This window comes from Crassaminicella indica, from assembly GCF_019203185.1.
Taxonomy (GTDB): domain Bacteria; phylum Bacillota; class Clostridia; order Peptostreptococcales; family Thermotaleaceae; genus Crassaminicella; species Crassaminicella indica.
Genome location: NZ_CP078093.1, coordinates 2,728,337 through 2,741,287, shown reverse-complemented (window position 1 = coordinate 2,741,287; position 12,951 = coordinate 2,728,337). Strand labels below are relative to the sequence as shown.

Genomic DNA, 12,951 nt, shown 5'->3' with positions numbered 1-12,951 from the left:
TCTTAAAAAAGGCATCACTTAATAAACCTAAGGAAAATTAGGCATAAAACGAAAGGATTACGCATCGAATAGTATTCGATATTATACACTCCTTTCAGGTGCATAAAGTTGGTGATTGCGTAGCAGCACATCCACCATGCGCACCAATTTTCTTGCGGTAAGGACGAGGGCTCTTTTATGTTGATGTTTGGGAACTTCATGATACTTTTTGAGATAGTATTCTCTATAAACGGGTTCATTTCGCATAACTGAATTGGCAGCTTCAATCAAGTAATAACGAAGGTAATGATTCCCCGTTTTGGTCATAGTCGTTCTTTCAGCTTCAAAATTGCCGGATTGTTTTCGTTTCCAGTAAAGACCTGCATACTTGGCAATCTTCGCTTCATTTTCAAATCGTTCAATTTGACCGATTTCGGCGATGATACCAGCAGCATAAACTGGTCCAATACCAGGAATACTGAGCAATGATTTAGATTCGGGCAGAACTTCAAACAGTGCCTGAATAGCTTTATCAAGTTCTTTGATTTGCTTTTTTATAGTTTTGATCATCATAGCGTATGAAGCTAAGACAACATCGACTGAATTCTTCATGACTTTTCCTAGTCGATAAGAGTCTCTAATGGGCTTTGGAAAGTGACTTTGCAAGCTTTTGAGGATTGCTAAAGCGACCGCGACCTTTTTGTTGTAAAACAGTTGCCAAATCTTCCAAAGACATATTGGCAATGTCTTCAAGAGACATAGAGTCTGTTAGTAAGTCCATCATAGTTGAACCAAAGACAGATGTATCGATTTCTTTAGTGAGGGTATTACATTTGTAATAAAGATTTTCTAAAAAATGTTGCTTCATTTCAGTCAGTTGACCAATGAGCTGGTAACGTGATCTAGTTAATCTTTGCAAAGCCATATATTGTTCTTCTTTAATCAAAGAAATATTGAAACGATCAAAACGAAGAAAGTCTGCAATACGGTAAGCATCTATTTTATCGGTTTTGTCTTCTTCAAAGAGTCCTTTAAAGCGATGAATGGTCTTTGGATTTATGACAACAACTTCGATTCCTAAGGACTTTAATTCAGCATCTTCTGCTAGGAAAGCTGAAGGATGAAAACTGTAAACAGAAGTGGCTTCCATACCAACAATGATGCGCTTATATTGGATATGCTCAGTAAATCTTATAATATGCTCTTTGATTTTACTAGCACCAATGATATTATTTGGTAGTGAAATCTCAAGCAGAATTTGATCTTCACTATCAAGAAAACAAATGTCAAGTTTTTCAGAACTAACATCAATACCAATAAACAATTTCATGGATAGGACCTCCTTTCTATGAATTTGGAACGGCTTGGATACTGAAACCTATCCCTAGTTACCAACAGGGTGGCAACAACCTCGCTTATGAGTATTCAATACTTGCCAATCATAAGCTGCTCCGAAGCTGCTAACATTCGGTATGACAGGCAAGAGATACAGCTTGTGAGTTTGCAGTACAACTGTTGGCTGGGAGACAGTCTTTCAATGCAGTCTTGCTGCAGGAGACATCAGCCTTTTTCCAGATAGATCCTTATTCCATACTTCTATTATCTAGGAATAGGGCTCAATATCCAAGTCAATAGATAATAATTTATTACTTAAACTTATTATACGAGGAGATTAATGGAAGAAATCAAATATAATATTGCTTATAGATGGTTTTTAGGTTATGGAATTAATGATGAGATTCCTCATCATTCTACTATTAGTCAAAATAGAAGACGTAGATTTACAGGTACTGATATATTTGAAAAAATTTTTTCAAATATAGTGAAACAAGCAATAGATAATAATTTGGTATTGGGTAAAATACTATACACTGATTCTACTCATCTTAAAGCTAATGCTAATAAAAATAAGTATGAAGAAAAATATATTAAAGTCGAAGTAAAAGAATATGTTGATGATTTAGAAAATGCAATTAATGAAGATAGAATAAATCATGGTAAAAAACCTCTAAAAAAAAAAGAACATGAGCCAGAAATAAAGAGAATTAAATCTAGCATTACAGATCCTGACAGTGGTTTTATGCATAGAGATAGAAAACCCAAAGGTTTCTTCTATCTAGAACACAGAACGGTAGATGCAGAGAATAACATTATTACAGGTGTTAATGTTACTCCTGGTAATATTAATGATGCAACACCTTATCTTCAAATACTAGATGAACAAATTGAAAAATATGGTTTTGAGGTGAAATTTGTAGGACTTGATGCTGGATATTTTACTGCTCCAATTTGTAAAGGTTTAAATGATAAAAATATACAGGGTGCTATAGGTTACAGACTTGGACCACATAAAAAAGGAAAGTTTACAAAAAATAGATTTCAATATGTTGATGAATGGGATGTTATAATGTGCCCAAATCTTTATCCAATGCATTATAAAACTACTACCCGTCAGGGTTATAGGGAATTTCATAAAAGTCATCAACACTATTTTGATTAAGTTTTTTAAGTCCTAATTCATCCAATATTAGCAAATCTGGGCTTGTATAATATCTTAGTTTTTGCCTAAATGAATTATCAGCTCTTGACATATATAGCTCTTCGAGCATTTCATTTACAGTTGTAAATACTACTTTATAGCCTTGTGTAATAGCTTTAAGACCTAGAGCTATTGCTAAATGCGTTTTTCCTGTGCCCGGAGGGCCTATTAATGCTATATTTTCTTTTTTACGTACAAATTCACAAGTACTAAGATTATACACAAACCTTTTATTAATTGTAGGTTGATAATTAAAATTATACTCTTCTAATGTTTTATGCTGTGGAAATTTAGCTTTTCTAATTCTATTTTTATTGCTATTATTTTGTCTATTTAAGATTTCATCATTTATTAATAATTCAAAAAATTCAATATATGACAAATCGCTTTTTATAGCTTCTTCATTTCTCGAATCAAGTGTTTTTACTATACCTGAAAGCTTCAGATTTTTAATCTAGACATTAGCATATCATTCATATTTAAACTCCCCAAACTAGCTAGTTTATCATATTCTGCAAGATTCCTTGTAATATTAGTTGTATTTTCATTGATATATGTTATATTTGTTTGAGTTGGAAAATCTATTATACCTTTCTCACAGATTCTCTTAATAATTTTATAAGAAAAAGCTCCATAAGTATTAGCTCTTTCACATGCTTTATCAATTATTTCATCATCATATTTTGTTCTTAAAGAAAGTATTCCAGAAATAGATTTATAATCATATTTTTGTTGTTTGAATGCTTTATGAAGTTATCAAAGAACTTAAGAGCATTTTCTCCTATTTCAAGCATTTCTTCTCTTTGTCTTGACAATATTTGAGCACTTGTTATACTTTTACTATAAGGATAATGTTCATTATTTGTTATGTATTCGCCCTTTTTATCTTGACATAAGGTATGGAGGGCTATTTTTTTTTCTTTGTAGAATATTTTTAATATATTATTTATCTCAATAGCTTCTATTTCTTGTCCTATATAAGCATATGGTACAGAATAATAATTAGCATCGTAGCTGATATGACAATTTGTATTTACAATACATTTAGTAGATTTAGATAAGATAAAATCTTTATTAGGGATAGGAATTAATTTTTCTTTTTCTATAGAGTTAAAAACTTCGGCAGGAACTTTTTAGTTGTACCATGTTTTCTTATGTTTGCAATATTTTCAAGCCATTCAGATAAAAATTCTTTAGCTTCTTCGTAATCTTTAAATTCTCGACCTTTAAAACAATTATCCTTAACATATTTAACATTAGCTTCTACTTTGCCTTTATCCGTAGGAGTGTATACTCTACATGGCTGCGCCCAAAATCCATAATGCGAAGCAAATGATGCATAATTTTTTTGCACTGTAGGTTCATAAAAATCAGCTTCTAAAATACCTGCTTTTAAATTATCTATTTTTACTGTTTCAGGTACTCCACAAAAATATTTAAAAGTATTTTTGTGACAAGTAATAAAAGTTTTAACAGATTGGTCAAATACTATTTGAACATACATATATCTTGAATAACTCAATGTCATAACAAATATCCAAGCTTTTTATGTCTGCCATTAACTTTTATTGTTCCTATATACCCAAAATCAACTTGAGCTTCTTCTCCAGGAAGAGAAGTTAATACCATGTAAGCTTTAGGTGGATTTTTCTTTATTCCAGCTATATATTTTTTTACAGTATCATAGCTTCCTTCATATCCATGTTCTCTTTGTAAATCTTGAAAAATGCGCTTTGCTGAAAGTTCTTTAGAAGTTTGAATATTGATATATTCTTTATATGGATCAAGTATTGAAGGATACGCTTTTCTTTCTACAGCACCATGTTTTTCAAGTTTTTCTAGTACAGTTCTTACTGTTTTTCTGTCTATTTTTAACATTTTAGCTATTTGAGTTTTGTTATATCCTTTTTCAAATAAAGTATCTATTGTAGTATGCATTTCAACCCCCAACATGTATTTCATCTCCCTTTGCAGACTTTATTTTATTAAACTACAAAGGGGTATTTTTTTCTATACAGATGGGGAATTTTCTTTCCCTTTTCCGGGTAATTAAATTCTACCACTAACAGTCAGCAACCTGAGATTTTTCAATCTCTTTTGCTCTGATGCAGAAAGTAGAATGATCAGGAATATCGGAAAGTCCAATTATCTTTGTTGTTATAATATCATTAGTCAATTTCCACTCAAGTTCTCTTAAACAGTAAATTTTATTCATGACCTTATACAAAAGACATTGGATAATTTGTAAGTCCGAGTATTTCTTGGGTCTACCAACACTTTTAGTATTAGGCTTAGAAATTAATTTTTCATATACCTTTTGTAATTTTTTACAAATTGCATAAAAGGGGTTATCAAGTATCTTGTTAAGTGTTACAATCATTACAGTCGTCCTTGCTAGAGATTGTTTTGTTGGCGCTTAACATGATACTAGAAAATGGACGACTTTTTTACTGGTAATTTTAGTTATTCAACAACCTATTATATATAGAACTTTTATCTTTAGCTGATACAATACTTTCGGAAATTTTGGGTATAGTTTTATTGCCTTTTATATTTATTAAACCATTAATAATGCTGGATAAATGATTAAATTGTGGTTTACTCATTCCATAATTTACATCATATAAATAGTTGAAAAGTTCAGGGTTTAAGTTTAGAATAGTAGATATAACTGGCATATTACTAACCTCCGTTTGTGTATTTGTGTGGTAACTTATATATAACACGAAGGTATAGTGATATGCCATATTCATTTTTTGGTAAATTTACCAATTTAACTTTTTATTTTACAGAACTAGAGTTATAATTTGGTATGGAAAAGATGTATAAAATATAGATCTTTGAATTTGTCAAAAGGCTTATTATATAAAATTGAGTTTTCTTCTATGACAGTTACTTTGTTTTTACTCCTATTTATACAATAAATATGGTTATTTAAATAGCATATGTGACTGAATAATGAATTTATATATGTTAAGTAAAAGAAATGTGATAATATGTTGTCAAAATATATAGGGGACTTGCTAACATTTTAGATTAAAAACTACGTTAAGCATTAATGTGTCAAAAAATGCAGTTATATAACTTTTATATAGAAACTATATAATGAATCTATGTCAATATTTTGGACAACAAAAAGTTAGTTTTTAACATACAATTTTGGCCTCATCTTCTACTTGTTGAGGGGTTTTATATTTTAATGATCCATGAATACGACTTCTATTGTACCAACTTTCAATGTATTCAAATATAGCTAATTTAGCGGTATAAAAATCTATATATTTTACATGATGAATTTCTTCTTTTTTTAATACAGAATGGAATGATTCAATAGTAGCATTGTCATAAGGACACCCTTTACGACTAAAGGAATGCTGTATCCCCTTAGATTTAAGGTACCTCCCAAATTCCATGCTTGTATATTGCGAGCCTAAATCAGAATGCAATACAAGTGTATCTGTAGGATTTTGTGAAATATAAGCATTCTTTACAGCCTGTAAGGCTATATTTACAGTCATAGCAGTATCAAATGAATACCCTATTATTTTACGAGAATGAAGATCCATAACAGATGCAAGATAGCACCATCCATCTTTTATCGTATGTATATAAGTGATATCCGTTACCCATTTTTGATTAAGTGCAGTGGTTTGAAAATCACGATTAAGTAGATTAGGATATTCTATGACTTTCTGTTTTGTTGAATAAGGTCTATACTTTTTGACTGTAATAGCATAAATACCAAGCTTTCGCATTATTCTCTGTACTCTTTTTATGCTAACTGTGTATCCTTTTTGTAAAAGCATATGATATATTTTAGGAGCACCATATCTTCTTTTAGATTGAGTATAGATGTTATAAATTGTTTCTTTTAGTTCTTTATTTTCAAGTTCTCGATTAGAAGGTGTATGACAAAGTGCATTATAATAAGAGCTACGAGAAACTTCTAGTATTTTGCACATAGCTTGTATAGAATGTTTATCAGACTGCTCTGTAATAACTTTAAATAATTGATTGTCATTTATGCTTTGGCGAATATGGTGATAGCCTTTTTTAAGATAGTATTCTCCTCCTGAAGGCGTGCAATTTGTTTTTTTAATTCTGCTACATCATTTAATGTAGTAGTTTTTCCATCTGATGTAGATATAGGAGAAAATCTTTTAATCCATTTATATATGGTGACATCTGAAACACCATATTCGCTGCTTAATTCTTTTACAGAACGACCAGAATAATAAAGATCTACAATTGTCTTTTTAAAATCTTGATTGAATTTTTTATTGTTCATTATGGACACATCCTCTCAGTTATTATTTTATATATTTAACCAATTTGTGTCCATAAAACTATACTAACACCATAACTTAGTAATTTAAATACATTAAGATATATAAGGGTAAGACATTATATGTAGATATAGAGGATTAATACATTTATTCAAGTTTTGATAAAAGATTTAGTTGTATCTTAGTAGTAATTTAGTAGGAGACCCCATAGATAGAAAGGAAAAATAGGAGGACTGAGATATGAGATACTTGTGTCATGATGTTTTTATGGTAAGAGTACCAAGTCTGTCTCTCAAAACATTTTGGGATTTTAATAAAACTGATGTTAATATTTCGGATTATATTTCTAAAAATGAAAAAATAATGAATTTTATGAAAGAAAGTGTATTGTTATCTAGTAAATCTCTGTATGCATCTTTAAACAATCCACCAACAGAAAAGAAGAAAGTTAAAAACTATAATTTAGGACTTTTGAAATATTTTATAAGGGCTTCAACTAGGCCGACTCCTTTTGGATTGTTTGCAGGGGTAGGATTGGGTGAATTTTCAGATCAAACTGATATTAGTGTAAATCAAAAAGAATATATCAAAGATATTAGTGTAGATATAGGATGGATGGATTGTGCAATACATAAATTTGAAAGTGATATTAATGTGGTTTCTCAACTTAAAGTAAAATTTAATCCCATTTGTTATTTATGGGGAAATAGACTTAAAAATCCATATTTTTCTAACCATGGTATGCTCAAAGATTATAAGGATTGTATTGAACAGAATGATATACAATATACGAACCTGATTGAACTTATAAAAAAAAATACAGAAAAATTCACTGATTTTTCAAAAATACAAAATATTATTAGAGAAACATATAAAGATGTTCCAGATGAATTGATTGATTATACATTATTTCAGTTAATAGAAAATGAATATTTGATAACCAACTTAAGAATACCTGCTTATTGTGATAATCACCTAGAACATGTTATCAAAGTATTAGGAAATAATGAATACACTAATAAATTAGCAGAACCATTTAAGGAAATTAAAATATTATTAAATAAATATAACAAATACCAAAACAAATTAGAAATAATAGAGACAATTTATAATAAAATGAAAAAAATTCATAAATCCAAGAATTATTTAAAGATTAATAAAGGTTTAATATTAAATGAAAACTGTCTATCATATGAGATCAAAGATAAATTAGAGCATTTTGCAAATTGCTTAAACAATATCTCTATAAATGCTACTGAATATTCAAAATTAGACAAATTTAAAGAAGCATTTTCTCAAAAATTTGGTTTAAACAGTGAGGTTCCACTAATTGATATTATTGATAAAAGCGAATTTAATGGATTAGATTTAATTGGAAATATTGATAAGACAATAAGCGAAAGGGAAAGATCAATAAAAAAAATTATTGATGATAAAATTATGTTAGCTTTGATGAATAGTACTGAAGAAGTTAATTTATATAATAGTGATTTTTCATCAATACCTAAAAAGGAAAAAAAACATAAGAGTTCAAAATCTTTCGATATGAGCTTTTATATAAATAAAAAGGATAAAGATTACAATATTATTGCTGGTCCTGCTGTTTCAAATAAAGCAGGAAGTATATTTCAAAGATTTTACAATGTTTTCGACCCGCAATTAATAGCAAAGTATAACAGAATATATGAAAGTGAAATTAAATTAACTGAAAATGAATATTTACTTGTAGAAGTAAGAGAAAAACCTGTTGCTGGAAGAGTAAATAACATTATAAATAGTAATAAAAATCATGAATATTACTTAGCTATAGCTTGTACTGATGAAACTGTTTCTGGTGAAATCCATATAAATGATTTGTGTATAGGATTATCACAGGAAAGAGAGTTATACATAAAATCAATAAGCAAAAACAAAAAGTGCAAAATAATTATGGACAATATGTTAGTATCTCGTCTAAATAGTAAGATAATAAATTTGTTAAGAACTATTTCTGAGGAGTATGAAGATGATTTAATAGACAGAATCTTCACTCTTTATAAAAATGAATATATATATACTCCAAGGATTAAATTTGAGGGTATTGTAATACATCCTAAAAGTTGGAATTTTAGTAGTGAGAACTTTGATATGAAAAGTTTAGAAAAGTTCAAAAAAAGCTTTGATAAAGTCATTCACCAATATAAAATTGATGACTATGTATGTTTGTGTGAAGGAGACCATCGAATATTAGTTGATTTAAAACATGAAGAGTTCTTAGATATTATATATTCATCTGTTAAGAAGAATGGTGAATTGAATTTACACGAAACTGAAATGTTTAGCAATCCCATTGTAGAGGATTTAGACCAGAATAATTATATGGCAGAATTTGTTTTTTCATTCATACAACATGAAGAAAATAAAAAAATACTTTTATCGACTATAAAAGAGGATTTTGTAGAAAACAATAGGATGATTCAAAACAAGAGTCAACGTTTTTCTTTAGGAGACCATGGTTGGATTTATATGAAATTATATGGATTAGGAGATAAAGAAAATGAATTATTAACAAAAGAATTACCATGTTTGTTAGATGATCTAGATTTAGAGAAATTCTTTTTTCTTAGATATTATGAGAATGGAAAACATCTACGACTAAGATTTAAATTTGAGAATGAAAATATAGCATTAAATAAATTACATAGAATTAAGTCTTGGATTTTTGAATTGCAAAAAAATCGTTTAATTAATAGAACTATATTTGATGTATACGAAAGAGAAGTGAATAGATATGGTGGATTAGAATTAATAGAATATGCGGAACAATTTTTTTATGCGGATAGCATTTTTGTAATTAATATATTAAATTCATTTGATTTAGATAATGAAAAGGATAAAGAACTGTTATATATGGTTGGTATGATATCGGTATTAAAAGAGCTAACTCATGATGAATTTGAATTGCTTGAAATCTTAGATGAAGAGAATTTGAGAAATAAATATAGAGATGAATTTAAGAAAGAAAGGATAAATTATCTTAGAATCGCAGAATACATATTAAAAGGAGAAGTTGAAAAAATTGATAAAAGATTATTAAAAATAATAGAAGTATATAAAAAAAGACAGCTAATGTTATTTGAATTCAAAAAACAGTTAGAAAAGCAGATTGAAAAGAAAAAAACAACAAATATCAAAAAAGAGATTATATTTTCTATGAATCATATGTATTGCAATCGTATGATTGGTGATACAGCATACGAAGGAAAATGTTTATCAATCATAAGACATTCTTTACATGATTTAATAGAAAAGTGGAAGTATACAAAAAGAAAATAAAAGTACCGCATATTTAATTCAGTAGGTGATCAAAGGGGTCGTAAGAGTTAATAAAAAACAATAATAGTAGTTAGAAATCATAAGGGGGAAATTGCTATGGGTAAATTCAAAGATTTTGATTTGAATTTAAAGAAAGTTAAAACTGATAATAAAAATACTGCTCGTAACTGGACGATGAATCCACTTACTTGCTATACTGTTTTATCAAGAAAGTATTGTTCTGATCCTTCAACTCATTGTTCACCAAGTGATATGACAGCTTGTCGTAATGCTGCTAAGCCAGGAGAAGGTACACGCTGCTAAAAAAATAGTTAGATAAAATTATGTAATTAAATCATATGAAGGAGAGATTACTGTGGGTAAATTTAAAGATTTTGATTTGAATTTAAAGAAAGTTAAAACTGATAATAAAAATACTAGCCGTGCGTGGACGGCTAATGTTTTTTGTTATACTTATATATCAGAAAGACATTGTTCTGAAATTTCAACTCATTGTTCACCAAGTGATATGACAGCTTGTCGTAATGCTGCTAAACCAGGAGAAGGTACACGCTGCTAAATAAAATAATTAGGTAGAACTATATAATTAAACTGTAATAAAATATTACGACCCCTTTGATCACCTACTGTGCAAATAAAAGGAGTAAAAAAAATAACCATAAATAGATATAGTATTACATCACATACAACATTTGGATGTACTATTACTAAATTAATTATTAAAAAAATCATGTAGTAATAAGGAAGTGATGATATAGTGAAATGTAAAATAGTAGCTGTTGTTGGTAGTAATAACAATAATTCTATTACAAATTTGTTAACGAAAAGAATTTTGGAAAAAATTCAGATTTTAGATACGAGTTATGACTCGGAGATAATTTGTTTAAGAGATTATAAAATAAATTATTGCCTTGGATGTTCAAATTGTTTAGATAATGGATTTTGCTTAGTAGATGAGCATGATGACTTTTTTAAGATAAGAAAAAAATTATTAGAATCAGACATTGTGTTTTTTGCTAGTCCCGTTTATTTTAACAATATATCGGGAATTATGAAAACTTTTGAGGATAGAATATTTAGTTCAGCCCATTTAATGAATTATGCTGGCAAATTAGGATTTACATTAACTACTACAATGAGTAGTGGACAAGAGTTTGTAAAAGAACATATGTGTGAAATACAAGAGTCGATAGGTATTAAGAATTTAGGCAATTATGTTTTTATTAAAAAGAGAGATAAAATTAAAGAGTTTATAGAAACAAGTGCAGCTGAATTTTTAAATTCTATACAAAATAATTATGGATACTCAAATAAGTTTTTGGAAGATTACTTTGGATTTTATCAAAATTATTATAGTATTCTCATTGATAAACAAATAGCTGTTGGGCAACTAGAGTATGAATGGAATTATTGGGATCAGAAATGGATTAAAGAATGTAAGTCATTTCAAGAATTTGCTATTAAAAATAAAAAAATGCAAAGATTAAAAAAAGAGGGGGAATTTTATAATGATAGGTGATACAAATAATTATATACATATTTCAGAAAATACAAGGGATAGGGTTAATGAGTTTTTAAATTGCTTTTTTCAATACATTGAAGAACAATATGATTTAGAAATTATAAATCCTATATATAATAGTGATTTTTTAATGATAATTTCGGAGATCTATCCACTAATAGATAATAAAGATAAATGGGAACAAATGGGATATGACTTATGTAAAGGATTGAAACAGGAAATAGAAACATATGGTATTTCAGAAAAAAATCTTGGTATGATTGGTGGATTTGGATATAAATGTTTCTGTGTTAGTTTATTTAATAAAAAAACTGGAAATCTATCAAAATTCTCTAATACATTAAATAAGTTTTTTCTAGAGCAAGCTGTTGAGTTTGTGGAAAGATTAAGAAGAAAAAATGATGTTTTTATGAACGATTATGATGTTATTGCTGGAGTATCTGGTTTTGTATACTTTTTACTAGATTTTGAATGGAATTTAGAGGAAAATTTGCAATTAGAAAAATTAATTAAATATCTTATTGAATTAACTAACTATCATGAGCATATGGATAATTCGATTATAAATTTTCATATTATTAAGGAAAATTTATCTAGAGAAGATGAACAATTAGAGTTTCCAAATGGAAATATTAATTTTGGTTTATCTCATGGAATGTTAGGACCATTAGTGGCATTAACTAAAGCACATAATAAAGAAATAAGAGTAGAAGGAATTGAAAATGCAATTAGCACATTGTTTGATATTTATGATCAATTTAAAGTATACCGTAATGATATTGCTGCATGGCCTACGCAATTATCTTTTGAAAATTTTATCAAAGGACAGTATTCAGATAATTTAAGACTTCCCATGGCAAGTTGGTGTTATGGTAACACAGGAATAGCAAGAGGGTTGCAAAAAGCAGCTCAATATATGGGTTATACGCAAAAGGAGGAAACTTATAAAAAAGATCTGATTAATATAATCAATCAACCTGTAAATCGATATAATTTATTTGAAACAATTTTATGTCATGGGTATTCTAGTGTTTTATGCATAAGAATGATGGCTTATAGGGATACCAAAGATGAACGTTTTGTTAAAACTATTGAGAAAGATATAAATGCAATTCTTGATATATTTAATAAGAATAGTGATACTAGCTATGATATGAATCAAATCATTAAAAATCATTTTGAAAATGATTTGTCTTTATTACAAGGAGCAATGGGAGTTGTACTATCACTTTTAGGTGTTATTCATGAAAGCATGGAGTATGGAAGAGTATTAATGGTCGATTAATGGTATTTATATAATGTAGGTATGC

At 28.4% G+C, this 12,951-nt stretch carries 8 protein-coding genes and 3 pseudogenes; 6 read left to right on the top strand and 5 right to left on the bottom strand.

The genetic code is table 11. From position 1 onward, the window contains the following. Positions 1–81 precede the first annotated feature (81 nt). Positions 82–1,309: pseudogene (locus KVH43_RS13065) on the bottom strand (IS110 family RNA-guided transposase). A gap of 336 nt (positions 1,310–1,645) precedes the next feature. Between KVH43_RS13065 and KVH43_RS13060 the strand changes: the two are divergent. Further along, positions 1,646–2,449 (top strand): annotated as a pseudogene (locus KVH43_RS13060) (transposase); the annotation flags it as partial. Here the strand turns inward: KVH43_RS13060 and KVH43_RS13055 are convergent. From KVH43_RS13055 to KVH43_RS13040, 4 genes and pseudogenes are all read right to left on the bottom strand, one after another. Further along, entirely contained in the window at positions 2,424–2,912 is a 489-nt protein-coding gene (locus KVH43_RS13055; protein ID WP_276572130.1) for an ATP-binding protein, read from the bottom strand. The pseudogene KVH43_RS13060 and the gene KVH43_RS13055 overlap by 26 nt on opposite strands. A gap of 47 nt (positions 2,913–2,959) precedes the next feature. Next, positions 2,960–4,456 (bottom strand): annotated as a pseudogene (istA, locus tag KVH43_RS13050) (IS21 family transposase). Positions 4,457–4,580: 124 nt separating this feature from the next. After that, the gene (locus KVH43_RS13045) at positions 4,581–4,898 is read right to left on the bottom strand and encodes a transposase (protein ID WP_218282945.1); all 318 of its coding nucleotides are present in this window, start codon (positions 4,896–4,898) and stop codon (positions 4,581–4,583) included. A 766-nt stretch (positions 4,899–5,664) separates the two neighbouring features. Continuing rightward, positions 5,665–6,806 (bottom strand): IS3 family transposase gene (locus KVH43_RS13040; protein ID WP_420829638.1). Its coding sequence is split into 2 segments (ribosomal slippage): positions 5,665–6,566 and positions 6,566–6,806, totalling 1,143 coding nucleotides; the frame shifts between segments, so codons are not numbered across the junction. A 238-nt stretch (positions 6,807–7,044) separates the two neighbouring features. Between KVH43_RS13040 and KVH43_RS13035 the strand changes: the two genes are divergently transcribed. The 5 genes from KVH43_RS13035 to KVH43_RS13015 all read left to right on the top strand — a co-directional run bounded on the left by KVH43_RS13035 (position 7,045) and on the right by KVH43_RS13015 (position 12,926). Continuing rightward, positions 7,045–10,119: a lantibiotic dehydratase gene (locus KVH43_RS13035; protein ID WP_218282943.1), complete on the top strand. Its 3,075-nt coding sequence runs from the start codon at positions 7,045–7,047 to the stop codon at positions 10,117–10,119. Between the two features lie 96 nt (positions 10,120–10,215). Beyond that, positions 10,216–10,422 carry a hypothetical protein gene (locus tag KVH43_RS13030; RefSeq protein WP_218282942.1) on the top strand — a complete coding sequence of 69 codons (207 nt, stop codon included), beginning with the start codon at positions 10,216–10,218 and terminating at the stop codon, positions 10,420–10,422. 52 nt (positions 10,423–10,474) lie between these two features. Continuing rightward, a complete protein-coding gene (locus KVH43_RS13025; protein ID WP_218282941.1) occupies positions 10,475–10,678 on the top strand; it encodes a hypothetical protein in 204 nt (67 codons plus the stop codon). 198 nt (positions 10,679–10,876) lie between these two features. Continuing rightward, the gene (locus KVH43_RS13020) at positions 10,877–11,638 is read left to right on the top strand and encodes a flavodoxin family protein (RefSeq protein ID WP_218282940.1); all 762 of its coding nucleotides are present in this window, start codon (positions 10,877–10,879) and stop codon (positions 11,636–11,638) included. Then, entirely contained in the window at positions 11,628–12,926 is a 1,299-nt protein-coding gene (locus tag KVH43_RS13015; protein ID WP_218282939.1) for a lanthionine synthetase C family protein, read from the top strand. Before KVH43_RS13020 ends, KVH43_RS13015 begins: the two co-directional genes overlap by 11 nt. Positions 12,927–12,951: the final 25 nt, after the last annotated feature.

What these genes read in the sequence shown, in the direction of transcription:
- KVH43_RS13045 (WP_218282945.1), bottom strand. Translation starts at nt 4,898, where the DNA reads ATGATTGTAACACTTAACAAGATACTTGATAACCCCTTTTATGCAATT.
- KVH43_RS13035 (WP_218282943.1), top strand. Translation starts at nt 7,045, where the DNA reads ATGAGATACTTGTGTCATGATGTTTTTATGGTAAGAGTACCAAGTCTG.
- KVH43_RS13030 (WP_218282942.1), top strand. Translation starts at nt 10,216, where the DNA reads ATGGGTAAATTCAAAGATTTTGATTTGAATTTAAAGAAAGTTAAAACT.
- KVH43_RS13015 (WP_218282939.1), top strand. Translation starts at nt 11,628, where the DNA reads ATGATAGGTGATACAAATAATTATATACATATTTCAGAAAATACAAGG.